The organism is Thiohalomonas denitrificans, assembly GCF_900102855.1.
GTDB classification, from domain to species: Bacteria; Pseudomonadota; Gammaproteobacteria; order Thiohalomonadales; family Thiohalomonadaceae; genus Thiohalomonas; species Thiohalomonas denitrificans.
In genome coordinates, this window is sequence record NZ_FMWD01000005.1 from 1 (window position 1) to 18,809 (window position 18,809).

Genomic DNA, 18,809 nt, shown 5'->3' on the forward strand with positions numbered 1-18,809 from the left:
TGGCCTCGCTCTCCGGCTTCGGCTGGGATGGTGCCTTCTTTTCCTCCGGGCCAGGGATCGGCGCGGGCTCGGCATGCTGTTCGCCGGACACGAGGTTTCTGGGCGGCGCGTCACCCTCCTTGGCAGGTGGCATGGGCGGACGGCGACGCCGACGATTTTGCTCAGGAGGTGCTGCTCTCGGACCTTGTCGGCCTTCCCCTCGGCCCTCTACCGGCTTGTTGCTCCTGCCGGCATCGGCCGCACTCGGCTGGGGCGCCGAACCGGCGTCCTTCGCGACGGCTTTATCTGCAGCCCTGGACTCGTTATCCCTGCCGGTCGAGGTGGTTTCAACCGCCTGTTCACTGCCTTGCGCGGCCGAATCCTGGCTCGGAGTGCGACGACGACGACGTCCTCCGCGACGTCCGCGGCGGGTAGAGGCGCCCCGATCGCCTTTATCGGCGGTTTCGGTGCCCTTGGAAAGCTCACTGCCTTCACCCTTTGCCGATTCCTTTTCTTTCGGCTCCCTGGCTTCCTTCTCCGGCTTCGCCTGCTGTGCGGGCTTGCCGGCAGGTTTCTGACCCGAACGTCCACCGCCGCTACGCCGCCGTGGACGGGTATCGCCCTTTCGACGCTCAGAAGTACCGCGTCCTCGCTCTTCGCCGCCCGAACGGCCGCGGCGTTGCGGAGCGCGCTTTTCCGGCTCTGCTTGCTCTTCGGGCTTTTCGGCACCGAACAGGTTATTCAGTAAACGGCGCAGGAAGCCGCCCGGCTGAGCGGCAGGCTGCTGCTCCACGGCGGGTACAGAAGTCGGGGTCGGAGGTGCGGCGCTGGGTACAACCGAACGGACCGCAGGCTCTTCGCGCGGGGGAATGGGCTTTTCGCCGCGAACTTCCTCAACATCTTCCGGCTTGCTCATCAGCTCATAGCTGGGGATCGCCTTATGAGCCGGCTCAACTTCGTCGGCCCGGACCCGCTGGAGCTCATAGTGCGGGGTTTCGAGGTGGATATTCGGCACCAGAACCACACTCACCTTCTGGCGTTGCTCGATATCAGCGATCGAGGAGCGCTTTTCATTGAGCAGGAAAGTGGCCACATCAACCGGCAACTGGGCCTGGATCTTGCCGGTCTTCTCCTTCATCGCTTCCTCTTCGAGGATGCGAAGGATGGAAAGGGCCAGCGATTCGACGCCCCGAATGGTGCCCTGACCGCTACAGCGCGGACAGACGATCTGACTGGATTCCCCAAGCGACGGGCGCAACCGCTGACGCGACATTTCCAGCAGACCGAAGCGCGAGATGCGGCCTACCTGGACCCGGGCACGGTCCTGCTTGAGGGCCTCTTTCAGACGGTTTTCCACCTCCCGCTGATTGCGGGCAGGGGTCATGTCGATGAAGTCGATAACAATGAGGCCACCCAAATCCCGCAGGCGCAACTGTCGGGCGATCTCGTCGGCCGCTTCGAGGTTGGTGTTGAGTGCGGTTTCCTCGATATCGCCACCCTTGGTCGAACGGGCAGAGTTGATATCAATGGAGAGCATCGCCTCGGTATGATCGATAACGATCGAGCCACCGGAGGGGAGTCGTACTTCCCGCTGGAAGGCCGATTCGATCTGACTTTCGATCTGATAGCGTGTAAACAGCGGGGTGCTGTCCTTGTACCTTTTGACCTTCTGGAGGTTGTGCGGCATCACCTGCTTCATGAACTGCCGTGCATGCTCGTAGGTCTCGGGATCGTCGATGAGTATCTCGGCAATATCACTCCGGAAATAGTCGCGAATCGCCCGGACCACGACATTGCTCTCCTGATAAATCAGGAAAGGTGCCGATTTTTCCTCGGCGGCGTCCTCGACGGCACGCCAGACCTGAACCAGGTAGTCCAGGTCCCATTGAAGCTCCTCGGCACTCTTGCCGACGCCGGCGGTTCGCACGATCAGTCCCATGTCCGCCGGGATTTGCAACTGACTCATGGCATCGCGCACTTCGCTGCGATCATCGCCTTCAATGCGACGGGAAACGCCCCCTGCCCGGGGATTGTTGGGCATCAGGACCAGATAGCGACCAGCGAGACTGATGAAACTGGTGAGTGCCGCGCCCTTGTTGCCACGCTCCTCCTTGTCTACCTGAACGACGATTTCCTGCCCCTCGTTCAGTACCTCCTGAATGCTGATTTTTCCGGAAAGATCGGCATTGGACTTGAAATAGGAGCGGGAGATTTCCTTGAGCGGGAGAAACCCGTGACGTTCGGCGCCGTAATCGACAAAGGCGGCTTCAAGACTCGGTTCGATGCGCGTGATGCGGCCCTTGTAGATATTGGATTTCTTTTGAACCCGGGCGGCGCTTTCAATATCGAGGTCGAACAGACGTTGGCCATCCACTAGCGCAACACGCAACTCTTCCGGCTGAGTTGCGTTAAACAGCATTCTTTTCATATTGTAATTTCTCTCAGGCGCTCAACCACTGCCCCGACCGGGACGCGGGTTCGCCAGAGTGGCACCTTCCGCGGCGCACGAAAAAGCGGCTGGCTCTATTCGGCCGCCGCTGCACTCCGTTGGCTGTCCTGCGACCCCAACTGCGGGGCTGCGGGAGCGCTGTTAGTTCGAGCGCCGGCCGTTCGGCCGACGCAGTAAACCTACAAATGGTGTGACAACATTCACCCGTCGGTAACTCCCGAGGGCGGTCAAAATTCTTGCCCTAGACAGACGCCAATTGACGCAAGCCTCTGAATTCAGGCGATCACTACTATATCAGCGTTGTCGTGGTGCATCAATGAGTGCGCCTGTTATCATAGCAGGTTATGGCTGAACCCAAACGCCCGCAAGTGCGGGAGACCACCGTTGGAGAGGACAGCGGCGGTCAGCGAATCGACAATTTCCTCCTGAAGAGGCTCAAGGGCGTACCGAAAAGCCGGATCTATCGATTGCTCCGCAAGGGCGAGGTGCGCGTCAATCGCCGCCGTGCCAAACCCGAATACCGACTTCAGAAGGGGGACATCGTCCGCATTCCTCCGGTGCGGACCCGTGATCCAGCCGCAGCCGCCAAGCCGGGCGAGTGGGTCCTGAAACAGGTGGAGCAGAACATTCTGTATGAGGATGACGGTCTGCTGGTGCTGAACAAACCGTCCGGGCTGGCTGTCCATGGGGGCAGCGGTGTCAGCCATGGCGTTATCGAGGCACTGCGTGCCCTGCGCCCCGATGCCCGTTTTCTGGAACTGGCCCACCGGTTGGACAGGGACACCTCGGGCTGCCTGGTTATCGCCAAAAAACGCAGCACCCTGCGTGCGTTCCATGAACTAATGAGGAATGGCGGGGTGGACAAGCGCTATCTTACCCTTGTCCAGGGGCGCTGGCGGGGCGGAAAGGTCGAGGCACCGTTGCGTAAAAACATCCTGAGTTCCGGAGAACGGCTGGTAAAGGTCCATACGGCCGGCAAATATGCGTTGAGTCTCTTTTCCCCTGTGACGCTATATGAGGGTGCCAGTCTGATGGAGGTCAAGCTCATCACGGGACGTACCCATCAAATCCGGGTCCACGCCCGGCATTCGGGGCATCCGATTGCCGGTGATGACAAATACGGCGATTCCGAATTCAACCGTCGTATGGCCGGATTCGGGCTGAAACGGCTGTTCCTCCACGCCGGTTTGCTGCACTTCACACTCGATACCACCGTGCATGTGGAGGCGCCTCTGGAGGAGGGGCTCAAAAAAATCCTAAAAGCATTGGAAGGCAAGAATGTCGCGTAAATTCAATCTCCTGGTCTTCGATTGGGACGGCACGCTAATGGATTCCGAAGCACGTATCGTTGCCTGCCTGCGTGCTGCCATCGGCGATCTGGAGCTCGAGTCACGGGATGAAGAGGCCCTGAAGAACATCATCGGACTCGGCTTGCGGGAAGCGGTAAGCGCGCTCTATCCGGGTTCCAACGACGACCTGCTGCGACGGCTGACTGACCGTTACCGCTATCATTTCCTGACGGCGGACCCGACGCCATCGGCACTGTTCGATGGGGCGGAGCAGATGCTTCGGCAGCTTGCGGATGCCGGTTATCTGATGGCGGTAGCTACCGGCAAGGGGCGGGCGGGTCTCGACAAGGTGCTGGACGAGACCGGAGTCGGAGCCCTGTTCCACGCCACTCGCTGTGCAGATGAGACCTTGTCCAAGCCCAATCCGCAGATGTTGCATGAGGTGATGGATGAACTGGGCGCCGAGCGGGGGGAGACCCTGATGATCGGAGACACGGAATACGACATGCTGATGGCTCAAAATGCCGGAACCGGAGCATTGGCCGTCAGCTACGGTGTCCATACCCGTGAGCGACTACTGGGATGTACCCCATTAGGCTGTATCCACGATATCAGGGAGCTGGAAGTCTGGCTTGGGGAATACGGGTCCATACCGGCAGAGCAAAAGGAGAGGGTGAAATGAATCAAGAAGAACAGAAATCCGCCGGGAATCCGAAAAGTGAACCGAACTGGGAAAAGGATCTGGTCAATCGGCTGGCATTTGCCTCGCTGAAGGAGCAGCGCCGCAGCCGGCGCTGGAGCATCTTCTTCAAGTTTCTGCTGTTCATCTACCTGTTTGTACTGCTGTTCACGGCCATCGGACCGGATTTCGGGGAAAAGGCCACAGTCGGCAAACATACTGCCCAGGTGGAGGTGAACGGGCCGATCTCCGATGATTCAGAGGCGAATGCCGAGGATATCATCGACGGCCTGCGCGATGCCTTCGAACATGCGAACACCAAGGGTGTAATCCTGCGCATCAACAGCCCGGGCGGGAGTCCGGTGCAGTCCGACTACATCTACAACGAGATCCGGCGGCTTCGCTCAGCACATGAAGAAATACCTGTCTACGCCGTTATCGTCGATATGGGAGCCTCCGGCGCCTATTACATTGCCTCGGCAGCCGATGCCATCTACGCCAATCCGGCGAGCATTGTGGGCTCCATCGGTGTACTGATGAACAGCTTCGGTTTTGTGAAGAGCATGGATAAGCTCGGGGTGGAGCGGCGCCTCTATACAGCGGGAGAAAACAAGGCCTTTCTGGACCCGTTCTCTCCCGTGGAGGAGGAGAGTACCCGGCATATCCAGGCCATGTTGAAGGACATCCATCAGCAGTTTATCGGTGCCGTCCAGGCAGGGCGGGGAGACCGACTGTCGGAAAGCGAGGAACTGTTCTCCGGACTGGCCTGGACCGGTCAGAAAGCCGAAGAACTTGGGTTGATCGATGGCATGGGAGATGTGGACTATGTTGCCCGCGAACTGATCGAGGCGGAAGAAGTGGTCGACTTTACCCGCAAACCCGATCTGTTCAAGCGCTTCGCCGACCGAATCGGTGCCAGCATGGCAGGGGTCATCACCAGGAACATCGGTCTACAGGGCCCCGAGCTCCGCTGAACTCATTGGTAGGCCTGCAGTTTATCCCGGATAACCTGCAGGCCGGCCTTCAGGCCGTCACGGCAACTGAATCCCCACGCTCTCCAGCATCCGTACCAGCCGGATCAGGGGGAGGCCGATCAGCGTGTTGGGGTCATCCCCCTCCAGACGTTCGAACAGGGTGATCCCGAGGCCTTCAGATTTGAAACTGCCGGCACAGTTGAGCGGCTGCTCCCTGTCGATGTAACGCTCGATTTGCGAGTCGGACAACTCCCGAAACACCACCGAAAAGGGTACGACTTCCACCAGTGCCCGGTCCTGGAGGGCATCGTAGAGACACAGACCGGTCTGGAAGATCACGGTTTTTCCGGAGCAGGCCCGCAACTGTTCGATCGCCCGCTCCCGGCTCCCGGGCTTGCCCAGAATCCTGCCGTCGTTCACCGCCACCTGATCGGAACCGATGATGAGTGCATCGGGGTGCCGCGATGTCACAGCGCGCGCCTTGGCCTCGGCGAGGCGGGCGACCAGAGCCTCCGGGGATTCATTGTCACGCCGGGTCTCATCGACCTCGGGGGAATCGGTATCGAAGGAGAGTCCGAGCTTGCTTAACAGTTCACGCCGAAACGGGGAAGTGGAGGCGAGTACCAGTTTCATTATTCTAAAATTTTTATTCCAGAGATGTAGGTCGGCCTTTAGGCCGTCATGCCGGTGACGGGCTAAAGCCCGTTCGGGTGTCTCCTGCTGATTTTAAGGGTTTTATTCGATGTCGACCAGCGCTTCGTCGGGGTTGACGCGGTCACCCTTGGTAACGCGCACCGCGGTCACCTTGCCGGCGACCGGGGCCTGGATCTCCGACTCCATTTTCATCGCCTCGGTGATGAGGATCGGATCACCCGCCTTGACCTCGTCACCCTCGGAAGCCAGGACATCGACGACGGTTGCCGGCATCGAGGTGGTCACCTGACCGGGGCGGGTCGCACGCGGACGCTGGCTCTGCCCTGCGCGGGCCGCCGGGGTGAAGCCCTCCCTGGGAGTTCCCGAGAACAGCTCTTCCAGGATCTCCACATCGATTTCTTCAGGTACCCCGTCCACGGTGGCGTAAAAAGGCCGGTGCTGCTGATTCTTGTGCCCGGATCCGGTGAGCTTGATGTGATAGGTCTCACCATGAAGGCTGACGTTGAACTCCGTCGGCACGGCGCTGACTTGATGATTCTCTTCGGAGGGCAGCGGTTCCAGCGGTTCGGGTTTGAGTTCGCCGGCTGCACGCTGCTCCAGAAAGTCGCGTCCCACGTCCGGGAACATGGCGTAGGTCAGCACATCCTCGTCGGTTTTGGCGAGCGCTCCGATCTCTTCCTGAAGGCGATGCATTTCCGGTTTCAGCAAATCGGCCGGACGGCGCTCGATGGCATCTTCGTTGCCGATGGCCTGCTGGCGCACCACGGAGTTGACCGGGGCAGGGGACTTTCCGTAGCGCCCCTGAAGATAATATTTCACCTCGTTGGTGATGTTCTTGTAGCGGGTGCCGGTCAGCACATTCAGCACCGCCTGGGTCCCTACGATCTGCGAGGTCGGCGTCACCAGGGGCGGGTATCCGAGGTCTTCGCGCACCCGCGGGATCTCCTCGAGCACTTCGCTCATGCGGTTCAGCGCGCCCTGTTCCTTGAGCTGATTCGACAGATTGGAGATCATTCCGCCCGGTACCTGGTTGACCTGGACCCTGGTATCGACCCCGGTATATTCGCTCTCGAACTGGTGGTACTTCTTGCGAACCTCATGAAAATAGAATCCGATTTCCTGAAGGTGCTGAAGATCCAGGCCGGTGTCATATTCGGTTCCCCACAGCGCGGCCACCATGCTTTCGGTGGGAGCATGTGAAGTACCGCCGGCAAAGGCGGAAATCGCCGTATCGATGATGCTGGCCCCGTGCTCGATGGCCTTGAGGTGACACATTTCCGACAGCCCGGCCGTCGCGTGTGTGTGGAGTTGCAGGGGCACCTTAACGGCACCACTGAGTTCGGAGAACAGCTCGGCGCTGGTCATTGGCGTCAGCAGGCCGGCCATGTCCTTGATGGCGATGCTGTCACAGCCCATCGACTCCATCTCTTTGGCCAGGGCCACGAACTGGGGAATGCCGTGTACCGGGCTGGTGGTATAGCTGATGGCGCCCTGAGCGTGCTTGCCCGCTTCCTTGACCGATTCCACGGCGACACGAATATTTCGAATATCGTTCAGGGCATCGAATATGCGGAATACGTCGATCCCGTTATTGGCGGCCTTTTTGACGAAGGCCTTCACCACATCATCCGAGTAGTGACGATAACCGAGCAGATTCTGGCCCCGCAGCAGCATCTGCAGAGGGGTATTCGGCAGGACCTCGCGAAGTTGGCGCAGGCGCTCCCAGGGATCTTCCTTGAGGAAGCGGATGCAGGCATCGAAGGTCGCGCCGCCCCAGACCTCAAGGGACCAGAAACCGGCCTTGTCGAGCTTGTCGCAAATGGGCAGCATGTCTTCGGTGCGCATGCGCGTCGCGATCAGCGACTGGTGCCCATCCCTCAGAACGGTCTCGGTAATCTGTACCTTGGCCATCTCTCGTCTTCCCGTTAGAAATTGGTTTCGTCAGTGAGCCGCTGTTCTACATACCCATCGATGCCGCAATCGATGCGGCAATCGCGGCAGCCAGTTCGTGAGTGGGGCGTCGAACGTGGTATTCAGACAGTTCCGGATGCGCTTCGACAAAACCGGTATCGAATTCCCCCCGGCGGAATTCCTCGGACTTGAGGATCTCCAGGTGGTAGGGAATCGTGGTCTTGATGCCATACACCCCCATGTCGTGCAGGGCTCGCTCGGCTCGGGCAATCAGCTGCGGCCAGCTGCTGGCCCTGACGATCAGCTTTGCGCACATGGAATCGTAATAGGGCGGGATTTCATAGCCCGTATAGATGGCACCGTCGGTTCGGACGCCGGGCCCACCCGGGGCAAAATAACGCGTAATCTTTCCAAAGCTGGGAAGAAACCCGTTCTTCGGATCTTCGGCGTTGATCCGAAACTCCATTGCGAAGCCACGCGCCTGGATATCCTCCTGTTTGAAGGAGAGCGGTTCGCCCGCAGCTATGCGGATCTGTTCTGCAACGATGTCCACCCCGGTGATCTCTTCGGTAACCGGATGTTCGACCTGCAGTCGGGTGTTCATCTCCATGAAATAGAAGTTGCCGTCATGATCGAGCAGGAACTCGACAGTGCCGGCATTTTCATAGCCCACGGTGCTGGCCGCGCGGGCCGCCAGCTCTCCGATGTACTCGCGCTGCTCGTCGTTCAACTGGGGGGAAGGCGCGATCTCCACCAATTTTTGGTGACGGCGCTGAATGGAACAATCGCGTTCATAGAGGTGAATCGCATTGCCGTGACTATCCGCCAGCACCTGGACCTCGATATGGCGCGGGTTGACAATGCACTTCTCCAGAAACACTTCGGCGCTGCCGAAGGCCTTGGTCGCCTCCGACACCACCCGGTCGTAATTCCTGCGTAGCTCGTCGGCGTCGTTGCAGCGTCGAATACCGCGCCCGCCGCCACCGGAGGTGGCCTTGAGCATGACCGGATAGCCGAGGGGTTCGGCAACGGCCAGCGCTTCATCCAGTCCGCTGATGTTGCCCTCGCTGCCGGGAGTGACCGGAAGCCCCGCCTCGACCATCGCCTGACGCGCCGCGGTCTTGTCGCCCATACGGCGAATCACTTCGGCACTCGGTCCGATAAACCGTACACCGCGACGTGTACAGATTTCTGCCAGCTCGGCGTTTTCCGAAAGGAAGCCATAGCCGGGGTGCAGTGCGTCGCAGCCGGTTGCAATAGCCAGATTGACCAGACGGTGGGCATTCAGATAACCGGCCACGGTATCCGGTCCCAGACTGTAGGCTTCATCGGCCTTTTTGACGTGGAGACTATGCCGGTCTGCTTCGGCATACACCGCTACGGAGCGGATACCAAGCTCGGCACAGGCGCGCACGATTCGCACCGCGATTTCGCCGCGGTTGGCAATCAGGATCTTTTTAATCACGATTACCCACCTTTAAAAACCTGCAATTCGCACCGGGTCTCCCCAGCAAAAAACAGGGGTTCGAGGAGAAAAAGCGAAGGCGGATGTCATCCGTCCGTCCATTCGCCCGAAAGAGGGGCTCTGATGAGCCCTGAATGTGAACGGCTACTCATTTTCAGTCCGCAAAATGTAGGGAAATAGATGACCAATGTCCATACAGCATCTGGCGGTCCGAGTCTTTCGGCCCCGAAGGTGCTTACGAGGGTGCCGTTTCCGGACGGAAACTATGTACGGAAATGCCCCGCGCATGTCAAGGATAGAGGCTGGGGCACAGGTCGCGGAAGACCCCTCCCGGGCGGTCGGAACAAGCGGATTTCATTGGTGTTTTTCTTTGACAACAGCGGGGGCCGCGCGTATGATTCGCGCTCTTATGAATGAGCGGCTTCCCGATCGTACCGAACCGTTTCGCCTGGCGCAGCGCGGCGCGGTTTTTACCGGTAAATTGCCGCTTGCGGACATGGACCGATTGGCAGGCTCACTGGTGAACAGTGAAGGCTCGGTCGAGGTTACCTTGCGGTTCGGCACCGATGAGCGCCACTTGGCAATCGTCAATGTCAAGCTGCAGACCGAGCTGACACTGACGTGTCAGAACTGCCTGGAACCATGTAGTCAGTCCATCGAGGTCGAGACGACGCTCGGTATTGTCCGCACGGAGTCGGAAGCGGCAAGGATCCCGAGGGCGTATGAACCCTTGGTGGTTGGTGACGAGCCACTCTCTGTTAAAGAGTTGGTCGAAGACGAATTGATACTTGCGCTGCCGATCGTTCCGCGCCATTTCGAGGACTGCCTACCCAGGGCCGCCACGGAAGAGGTGCCGGAATCCGGCAGTGAAGCGGCGGACCGGAAAGAGAGGGATAATCCCTTTGAGGTTCTCCGGCGTTTAAAGAAAGAACGGTAATCCTGACGAGGAATTCGAGATGGCTGTACAGAAGAGCAAAAAGACCCCTTCCAGGCGCGGCATGCGTCGCTCCCACGACGCGCTCAAGCCCGAGGCGCTCTCCGTCGAGCCGACCACTGGTGAAACCCATCTGCGCCACCATGTAAGCCCCGACGGTTACTACCGGGGTCGTAAGGTCGTGAACGTCAAGGGCGAATAAGCGGCTCTCGCTGAAGAGGCCGGCCTGGATTGCTGATCCGGGCCGGCTCTTTGGTTTAGACCGATTTGGCACCAGGGGGCGTGATGAGCGCGCAGGGATTTGGATTCACCAGGGGTTCTCCGAAGCGAAATAGCTGGTCTATTTCCAATTGAGGAAAATTCCTTGTGGTTCTGAAGATCAAGCGAGGGCGTCGACTGGTGTCAAGTGCAGGTCCGAGAGTTCCCAATGCCCGATGATATGATGACGATAGCGCTGGACGCCATGGGCGGTGATCATGGTGTCAGTGTCGTGGTGCCTGCGGCCCTGCAGGCGTTGCGGGAGATGTCCGCTCTCCGGCTGATTCTGGTGGGTGACCAGCAGGTCATGGCGGATGAACTCAAGCGCCATGGAGCGACTCCGGACGATCGCCTGATTCTGCATCATGCCTCCCAGGTCGTTGAGATGGATGACCTGCCTTCGCAGGCCCTTCGGGGCAAGAAAGACTCCTCGATGCGGGTGGCCATCAATCAGGTGAAGGAGGGCAACGCCCAGGCCTGCATCAGTGCCGGAAACACCGGTGCGTTGATGGCTACGGCGCGTTTCGTGCTAAAGACCCTTCCGGGTATCGACCGCCCCGCGATCATTACGGCCCTTCCCACCATCCGCGGTCATGCCCATATGCTCGACCTGGGTGCCAATGTGGATTCCAGCAGCGAACATCTGTATCAGTTCGCCATCATGGGGTCGGTGCTGACCAGTCTGGTCGATGGGGTGGATAACCCCTCCGTCGGACTACTCAACGTTGGTGAGGAAGAAATCAAGGGTAACGAACAGGTGAAGGGAGCAGCGAAGCTGCTTTCCCGGAGCGATATCAATTACAAAGGCTTCGTGGAAGGCGACGACATCTACAAGGGTACGGTGGATGTGGTGGTCTGCGACGGTTTCATAGGCAACGTGTCGCTAAAGACCAGCGAAGGCGTCGCCAAGATGATCAGCCACTATATGAAGCAGGCGTTCAACCGCAATCTGTTGACCCGTCTGGCCGGTCTGGTGGTGCTTCCCGTGCTGAAGGCTTTCCGGGCCAAGATCGATCCCCGCGCCTACAACGGCGCCAGTCTGGTGGGGCTGCGTGGCATCGTCATCAAAAGTCATGGCGGCGCCGATGTCTTCGCCTTCTCCCAGGCGATTCGGGAGGCGGTGCTGGAAGTGAACAAAAATGTGCCCGAGAAGATTACCCAGCGACTCGGGGAACTGTTGGAAGAAAGGCGAGCGGTTTGAAGTATTCACGAATCAGCGGTACGGGGGGCTATCTTCCGGAGCGGATATTGACCAATGCCGAGCTCGAGCAAATGGTCGAGACCTCCGATCAATGGATCACCGAGCGCACCGGTATCAAAGAGCGGCATATTGCCGCGGAAGGGGAGACCACCTGTGATCTTGCCGAGCACGCCGCTCGTCAGGCGATCGAGGCGGCCGGGGTGTCTACGGACGAGATCGACCTGATTATCGTCGCCACCACTACGCCGGACCGAGTCTTCCCGAGTACCGCCTGCCTGCTCCAGCAGCGGCTCGATATTCACGGTTGCCCCGCCTTTGATGTGCAGGCAGTCTGTACCGGTTTCGTATACGCCCTCGGCGTGGCTGACAACTTCATCCGCTGCGGTACAGCAAAGACCGCGCTCGTGGTCGGTGCGGAAACCCTGTCCCGCATTGTCGACTGGAATGATCGCACTACCTGCGTGCTGTTTGGAGACGGCGCCGGGGCGGTAGTCCTGACGGCGAGCGAGACCCCGGGTATCCTGTCGACCCACCTGCATGCCGACGGCAAGTACAATGAACTGCTGACCGTGCCGGGCGGCATCTCCGGCGGCTTTGAACAGGTAGTGGGTGGTAGCGCCTTCATCCAGATGAAGGGCAACGAAGTGTTCAAAATGGCCGTCAACACGCTCGGCCGGATCGTCGACGAGACTCTCGCTGCCAATCGTATGGAGCGCAGCGACGTGGATTGGCTGGTCCCGCACCAGGCCAACACCCGCATTCTCGGTGCTACGGCGCGCAAATTGAAGATGTCGATGGACAACGTCGTAATGACGGTCGACCGCCACGGAAACACGTCGGCAGCCTCGGTGCCGCTGGCCCTGGACGAGGCGGTGCGTGACGGGCGTATCCGGCGAGGCGATACCCTGCTGCTGGAGGCCTTTGGCGGCGGCTTCACCTGGGGTTCGGCGCTAATCACCTATTGAGTGATCGACACCGGGAGCGCCAAGACTCTCGGCGGCAAATAAATAGACTTTGGGGGAGCTCGGATGTCTCTTGCTTTTGTTTTTCCCGGACAGGGTTCGCAGGCCATCGGCATGCTGGGCGAACTCGCTGCCGATCACCCGCGGGTATCTGAAACCTTCGCGGTTGCCTCGCAGGTGCTCGGCTATGACCTGTGGCAGATTGTCGCGGAGGGCCCTGCAGACAAGCTGAACCAGACCCACATCACCCAACCGGCCATGCTGGCGGCAGGGGTCGCGACTTGGCGCGTCTGGAAAGCGGAAGGCGGAGCAGACCCGGCGATGATGGCCGGCCACAGCCTGGGCGAGTACTCCGCACTGGTCTGCTCGGGGAGCCTGGATTTCGAACAGGCGGTCTCCCTGGTGGCCGACCGTGGCCGGTTTATGCAGGAGGCGGTTCCGGCCGGCGTCGGGGCAATGGCCGCCATCCTCGGCCTGGAGGACGACAAGGTCATCGACGTATGTCGACAGGCCGCCCAGGACAAGGTGGTTGCCGCGGTGAATTTCAACTCACCAGGGCAGGTGGTGGTCGCCGGGCATATCGGTGCGGTAGAGCGTGCGGTTGGCCTGGCCAAGGAGGCGGGTGCCAAACGCGCCATGCTCCTGCCAGTCAGCGTACCGTCACACTGCGAACTGATGATGCCGGCTGCGGTACGCATGAAGGAACGGTTGGCCGGCGTGGATATAAAGCCCCCGGCTATCCCGGTCATCAATAATACCGACGTGGCCGCCCCGTCCGACCCTAACGCCATTCGCGATGCGCTGGTCCGCCAGCTGCACAGCCCGGTACACTGGGTGGAGAGCGTCCGCAGGATGATCGACGACGGTGCCGACGTGCTGGTCGAATGCGGTCCCGGGAAAGTTCTGACCGGATTGACCAAGCGGATTGAACGCCGGATGACCGCGCTGCCGCTGTACGACAGCGAGACGCTGGCAAAGGCCAAAGAGGCCCTCGGATAAACGAAGGTTAACCGCAAAGGACCCAAAGCGCGCAAAGACTGAATCAAGAAGCAAGCAACCGCAGCGACAGCTGAAGGCTGTTTGCGGTCATTATGCTCTTCTTAGCGTTCTTGGCGCTCTTTGCGGTACAAGAGAGATAGCAGGGGAGACAGTACACAATGTCCTGGAATGACGAAATCGCTCTGGTGACCGGTGCCAGCCGAGGTATTGGTGAAGCTATCGCCCTGGAATTGGGCGACCGCGGCGCCACAGTGATCGGTACCGCAACCTCCGACAAAGGCGCCGAGGCGATTACCTCGCGTTTGCAGGAAGCGGGTGTCAAGGGTCGGGGTTTGAAGCTGGACGTCACCGATACCGATAGCGTGGCCGAAGCAATCAAGGCCATTCAGGAGGCGTTCGGCACAGTGACCATTCTCGTCAACAATGCCGGAATCACCCGCGATAACCTGCTGATGCGGATGAAAGACGAGGAGTGGGACGAGATCATCGACACCAATCTGAGCTCCGCCTATCGGATGGCCAAGGCCTGTCTGCGCGGGATGACCAAGGCGCGCAGGGGGAGAATTATCAACATCGCCTCGGTGGTTGGGGTCTCCGGCAATGCCGGACAGGTCAACTACTCGGCAGCCAAGGCTGGACTGATAGGTTTCTCGAAATCACTGGCCCGCGAGGTTGGTGCCCGCGGCATTACGGTGAATGCCGTGGCACCCGGTTTCATCGACACCGACATGACCCGGGCGCTGCCGGACAAGCAGAAAGAGGCGCTTTTGGGGCAGATCCCGCTGGGACGCCTCGGCGCCCCAAAAGAGATTGCAACGGCGGTGACTTTCCTCGCATCGCCGGAAGCCGGCTACATCACCGGCGAAACATTGCACGTGAATGGCGGCATGTACATGGCTTAATTCAAGCCTGTTCAAATAGTTACAAGATTATCGTAAAGCAGTATCTAACGTTTCATTTGTATGGCATCTGTCGGCGGTTTTAAATACAATACCGCGGCAGTGATAAGACGAATTACTCAAGCTGGGAGGATATATCCGTCATGAGTTCTGTCGAAGAGCGCGTCAAGAAAATCGTTGTTGAGCAGTTGGGGGTTAAAGAAGAGGAAGTGAAGACGGCATCTTCTTTCGTGGACGATCTTGGCGCCGATTCGCTCGACACCGTGGAACTCGTTATGGCTCTTGAAGAAGAGTTCGAGACCGAGATCCCGGATGAAGAGGCGGAAAAGATTACGACGGTTCAGCAGGCGATCGATTACATCAACGCCCACGCCGGATAATCGTTTGCATTCGAACCGGGGCCGTAGACCACGATGTGTAACTCAGTGTGGTCGCGGCCTTTTGTTTGAGAATCACTAGGAAGGGTTGGTCTCTTGGCTAAGCGACGTGTCGTTGTCACCGGCCTGGGGATGGTATCCCCCGTCGGCCTGTCGGTGAAAGAATCCTGGGAAAATATCGTTGCCGGTAAAAGCGGCATCGGTCCCATTGAGCATTTCGATGTCTCCGCGTTTTCGACCCGCTTCGGCGGCTCGGTGCGGGGTTTCGATGTGACTCAATACCTCTCTCCAAAAGATGCAAAAAAGATGGACCCGTTCATCCATTACGGCATCGCCGCAGCCGCCGAAGCTATTGCGGATTCCGGCCTGGAGGTCACCGAGGAGAATGCCGAACGCATCGGGGTCTCCATCGGCTCCGGTATCGGCGGACTGCCGGGCATCGAAAAGGGCCATGCTGCTTATGAAAAGGGTGGGCCGCGCAAGGTTTCTCCCTTCTTCGTGCCGAGTAACATCATCAATATGGTCTCGGGTAATGTCTCCATTATTCACGGTCTGAAGGGACCGAACATCTCGCTCGTCACCGCCTGCGCAACCGGCACCCACAGTGTGGGGGATGCCGCACGTTACATCGAATACGGTGACGCCGACGTGATGGTGGCCGGCGGTGCCGAAATGGCCACCTCGCCCTGTGGGCTGGGCGGCTTCGCGGCGGCCCGGGCGCTCTCCACCCGTAACGACGATCCCGAAGCAGCCAGCCGGCCGTGGGACACGGAGCGCGACGGTTTCGTGCTCTCCGATGGTGCAGGCGTTGTGGTGCTCGAAGAGTACGAACACGCGAAGGCCCGGGGGGCAAGGATTTACGCCGAAGTGGTCGGCTACGGCATGAGTGGCGACGCCTATCACATGACGCTCCCGGCCAAGGGGGGTGAAGGTGCGGCGCGCTGTATGAACGCCGCCCTGCGCAATGCTGGTGTGGATCCGGATGAGGTCAATTACATTAATGCCCACGGCACTTCCACGCCTGCCGGCGACCAGGCGGAGACCGATGCCGCAAAGAGCACGTTTGGCGACCACGCCTACAAGCTGGTGATGAGTTCCACGAAGTCCATGACCGGTCACCTGCTGGGCGCCGCCGGAGGTGTCGAGGCGATCTTCACCATCCTTGCCATTCAGGATCAGGTTGCACCACCGACCATCAATATCTTCAATCAGGACCCCGATTGCGATCTCGACTATGCGGCCAACGAGGCGCGCGAGATGGAGATCAGGATCGCGTTGTCGAATTCCTTCGGATTTGGCGGGACCAACGGCACGCTGGTCTTCAAAAAACCCGAATGACTGCCTGGCCGGGTCCGTGAGGCCCGACTCGCTTCCGCAGTGGAATCGCCCATGGCCGCACTCAGCCTGACAGGCCGCTCCTCTCCCTCCGGTTACCTGCCGTGCTGTTGGTAAACGGCGATCCGGTCCGATCCGTGGATCCCTGTGACCGCGGACTCCAGTATGGTGATGGCGTCTTCGAGACGATCGCCGTACGGGGCGGAAAACCCGAGCTTTGGCATGCCCACCTGAAGCGCCTGATAACCGGGTGCAAAGCGCTGGATATTCCTCCACCCGATCCCGAGCAGCTTGCCCGGGAGATCGCCCGGGTTACCGCCGATCAGACCCGGTGTGTTGCCAAGCTGGTGATAACCCGGGGTCCGGGGGGGCGGGGTTATCGAAAACCGGATCAGGCCAAGCCGACCCGGTTGGTCATGAGCAGTCCATTTCCGGATTATCCATCAAAGTGGGCCAAGTCGGGCGTTGCCGTGCGGCTCTGCCGTACACCACTGGGACTCAACCCTGTACTCGCCGGGCTCAAGCACCTGAACCGCCTGGAACAGGTGATGGCCCGTAATGAATGGCAGAGCCCCGAGATTGCCGAAGGCCTGATGAGCGACAGTGAAGGCTTCCTGGTGGAAGGGACCATGAGCAACCTGTTCCTGATCGTCGATGACACACTGGTGACGCCACGACTCGACCGGTGCGGGGTTGAGGGCATCATGCGAAACAAGGTACTCGAAGTGGCGACATCCCTGGGTATTCCCACCAGGGAGGAGAGGGTGACACTTTCAACCCTCCAGCAGGGGGAGGGTGCTTTTCTCACCAATTCGTTGCTACGGATGTGGCCGATTCTCACTTTGGAAGATCGGGAGTGCCCGCAGACGGCGATCACGGCTACACTGAGACGGGCCCTGGATAAAGTTCTGGAGGAATAGAGTGCGTCGTTTGCTGTTCAGGTTTTTGGGTCTGACCATCCTCATTGCCGGTCTGTTCGCGGGCTGGCAGTTGATGCGTTACCAGAACTTTGTCGAGGCCCCGCTGAATATCGAAGGGGAGGGCACCGATATCGAAGTGGCGCCGGGCACACCATTCTCGATCCTTGCGGCTCGCCTCGAGGAGCGGGGCATCATCAGTGACGACCGGCTGCTGGTCTGGCTGGCCCGTTTTGAAGGGGTGGCAGGGGATATCAAGGCCGGGGAGTACCATGTCGAGCCTGATACGAGGCCGCTCCAGCTTTTACAGCAGATGGTAAAAGGACGTGTAAAACAGTATTCCCTGACTCTGGTTGAAGGCTGGACCTTCGCCCAAGTTCTGGACGCGATTCGCGGTAACCCCTATCTGGAAAACACACTGGCAGACCTGGACCACGAGGCCATAATGGAACGCCTGGGCCTGGCCGGGGAGCATCCTGAGGGGCAGTTTCTCTCCGACTCCTACCGTTTTCCCCGTGGCACCAGGGACGTCGACTTCCTCCGGCGCGCTCACCGGGCGATGCAGTCCTACCTGGAAGCCGCCTGGGAGAAGAGGGATGAAGACCTGCCCCTCCAAACACCCTATGAAGCCCTTATATTGGCCTCCATAATCGAAAAGGAGACCGGTGTTCCCGAAGAGCGTCCTGCTATCGCAGGCGTCTTCGTGCGGCGGCTGAACAGGGGGATGCGCCTGCAGACGGATCCCACCATCATCTACGGCCTGGGGGAGGAGTTTGATGGCAATCTTCGCCGTGTCCACCTACGCGACAGCGACAATCCCTACAATACCTACCGGCACTCGGGCTTGCCGCCGACCCCCATTGCGATGCCTGGCCGGGAGGCGATAGACGCCGCACTTCATCCGGCCGACGGCAAGTCACTCTACTTCGTGTCCCGGGGCGATGGCAGCCACGTGTTCTCCGCGACCCTGGAGGAGCATAACCAGGCAGTGATCAAATATCAGCTCAAGGGCCGCGCCCGTCCCTTCTCCTCCAGTCCCTGAAATCCTTCGGGGCGCAGCCAGCCTGGTGTCCTCAGTGGCCAGGAGCCTGTCCGTGGGCTCCAAAATGTAGGTTGGTGCTGAGGAACGAAGCCCAACAAACTCAGCGTTGGGGTTCGCATAACTCACCCCAACCTACAAAAAACGATGTTCTCGGACAGGACCACTAGCGAACCGCCAGTATCAGCAAAATCACAAATCCAATAACGGCCAGCAGCGGCACCAGCAACCCCTTCCAGTCGGCATTGGTGGCCTCCCGGCTCTGCGCCATCATCTGTTTGGCCCGGGGAAGCAGAAGCACGATCATTGCCCCAATCAGTAGGGCCATTCCCAATTTCATCCAGTCCATACGTTAACGTCTCTTCGATTTAGAATCACAAATAGCCACATCCACACACGGGGCCGGGCGCGATATTTCCGAGAAAGAATTGCCCGAAGGCGCGCTCCTCCTCCATCCATACTGCCCCATAAAAAAACCCCGGACGAAC

At 59.5% G+C, this 18,809-nt stretch carries 18 protein-coding genes; 13 read left to right on the top strand and 5 right to left on the bottom strand.

All coding sequences use genetic code 11. The annotated features are described in order from the left end of the window. On the bottom strand, positions 1–2,407 hold a 2,407-nt coding region (gene rne / locus BLP65_RS08565), incomplete at its 3' end, for a ribonuclease E (RefSeq protein ID WP_175452498.1). A 365-nt stretch (positions 2,408–2,772) separates the two neighbouring features. On the opposite strand from rne, the gene rluC reads away from it, so the two are divergent. From rluC to sppA, 3 genes are read left to right on the top strand one after another with little or no spacing between them, the layout of a single operon-like run. Continuing rightward, complete coding sequence (rluC, locus tag BLP65_RS08570) at positions 2,773–3,717, top strand: 23S rRNA pseudouridine(955/2504/2580) synthase RluC (RefSeq protein WP_092995496.1); 945 nt, start codon at positions 2,773–2,775, stop codon at positions 3,715–3,717. Next, on the top strand, positions 3,707–4,399 hold the full coding sequence (locus tag BLP65_RS08575; protein ID WP_092995499.1) for an HAD-IA family hydrolase: 693 nt from the start codon (positions 3,707–3,709) through the stop codon (positions 4,397–4,399). Before rluC ends, BLP65_RS08575 begins: the two co-directional genes overlap by 11 nt. After that, positions 4,396–5,370 carry a signal peptide peptidase SppA gene (gene sppA, locus BLP65_RS08580; RefSeq protein WP_092995502.1) on the top strand — a complete coding sequence of 325 codons (975 nt, stop codon included), beginning with the start codon at positions 4,396–4,398 and terminating at the stop codon, positions 5,368–5,370. Before BLP65_RS08575 ends, sppA begins: the two co-directional genes overlap by 4 nt. A 57-nt stretch (positions 5,371–5,427) precedes the next feature. Here sppA and BLP65_RS08585 read toward each other — a convergent pair whose 3' ends face one another. The 3 genes from BLP65_RS08585 to BLP65_RS08595 all read right to left on the bottom strand — a co-directional run bounded on the left by BLP65_RS08585 (position 5,428) and on the right by BLP65_RS08595 (position 9,400). Beyond that, positions 5,428–6,003, bottom strand: a complete 576-nt coding sequence (locus BLP65_RS08585; RefSeq protein ID WP_092995504.1) for a Maf family protein — start codon at positions 6,001–6,003, stop codon at positions 5,428–5,430. A 102-nt stretch (positions 6,004–6,105) separates the two neighbouring features. Further along, a complete protein-coding gene (gene oadA, locus BLP65_RS08590) occupies positions 6,106–7,935 on the bottom strand; it encodes a sodium-extruding oxaloacetate decarboxylase subunit alpha (RefSeq protein WP_092995507.1) in 1,830 nt (609 codons plus the stop codon). Between the two features lie 46 nt (positions 7,936–7,981). Further along, entirely contained in the window at positions 7,982–9,400 is a 1,419-nt protein-coding gene (locus BLP65_RS08595; RefSeq protein ID WP_092995510.1) for an acetyl-CoA carboxylase biotin carboxylase subunit, read from the bottom strand. 394 nt (positions 9,401–9,794) lie between these two features. On the opposite strand from BLP65_RS08595, the gene BLP65_RS08600 reads away from it, so the two are divergent. From BLP65_RS08600 to mltG, 10 genes are all read left to right on the top strand, one after another. Then, a complete protein-coding gene (locus BLP65_RS08600) occupies positions 9,795–10,337 on the top strand; it encodes a YceD family protein (protein WP_175452499.1) in 543 nt (180 codons plus the stop codon). Between the two features lie 19 nt (positions 10,338–10,356). Then, positions 10,357–10,536: a 50S ribosomal protein L32 gene (gene rpmF / locus BLP65_RS08605; RefSeq protein ID WP_092995516.1), complete on the top strand. Its 180-nt coding sequence runs from the start codon at positions 10,357–10,359 to the stop codon at positions 10,534–10,536. A 237-nt stretch (positions 10,537–10,773) separates the two neighbouring features. Next, a complete protein-coding gene (gene plsX / locus BLP65_RS08610; RefSeq protein WP_092996259.1) occupies positions 10,774–11,793 on the top strand; it encodes a phosphate acyltransferase PlsX in 1,020 nt (339 codons plus the stop codon). Continuing rightward, positions 11,790–12,758, top strand: a complete 969-nt coding sequence (locus BLP65_RS08615) for a beta-ketoacyl-ACP synthase III (RefSeq protein ID WP_092995518.1) — start codon at positions 11,790–11,792, stop codon at positions 12,756–12,758. Before plsX ends, BLP65_RS08615 begins: the two co-directional genes overlap by 4 nt. Positions 12,759–12,821: 63 nt before the next feature. Next, the gene (gene fabD, locus BLP65_RS08620) at positions 12,822–13,754 is read left to right on the top strand and encodes an ACP S-malonyltransferase (protein ID WP_092995521.1); all 933 of its coding nucleotides are present in this window, start codon (positions 12,822–12,824) and stop codon (positions 13,752–13,754) included. 158 nt (positions 13,755–13,912) lie between these two features. Continuing rightward, positions 13,913–14,656 (top strand): 3-oxoacyl-ACP reductase FabG, encoded by a 744-nt coding sequence (fabG, locus tag BLP65_RS08625; protein WP_092995524.1) that lies wholly within the window; start codon positions 13,913–13,915, stop codon positions 14,654–14,656. 140 nt (positions 14,657–14,796) lie between these two features. Next, positions 14,797–15,033 (top strand): acyl carrier protein, encoded by a 237-nt coding sequence (acpP, locus tag BLP65_RS08630; protein WP_092995527.1) that lies wholly within the window; start codon positions 14,797–14,799, stop codon positions 15,031–15,033. Between the two features lie 93 nt (positions 15,034–15,126). Next, entirely contained in the window at positions 15,127–16,368 is a 1,242-nt protein-coding gene (fabF, locus tag BLP65_RS08635; protein WP_092995530.1) for a beta-ketoacyl-ACP synthase II, read from the top strand. A gap of 101 nt (positions 16,369–16,469) precedes the next feature. Next, positions 16,470–17,285: an aminodeoxychorismate lyase gene (pabC, locus tag BLP65_RS08640; RefSeq protein WP_092995533.1), complete on the top strand. Its 816-nt coding sequence runs from the start codon at positions 16,470–16,472 to the stop codon at positions 17,283–17,285. A 1-nt stretch (position 17,286) separates the two neighbouring features. Further along, positions 17,287–18,324, top strand: a complete 1,038-nt coding sequence (gene mltG / locus BLP65_RS08645) for an endolytic transglycosylase MltG (protein ID WP_092995536.1) — start codon at positions 17,287–17,289, stop codon at positions 18,322–18,324. Between the two features lie 163 nt (positions 18,325–18,487). On the opposite strand, the gene BLP65_RS08650 is transcribed toward mltG, so the two are convergent. Beyond that, positions 18,488–18,670 (bottom strand): hypothetical protein, encoded by a 183-nt coding sequence (locus BLP65_RS08650; RefSeq protein ID WP_092995539.1) that lies wholly within the window; start codon positions 18,668–18,670, stop codon positions 18,488–18,490. Positions 18,671–18,809: the final 139 nt, after the last annotated feature.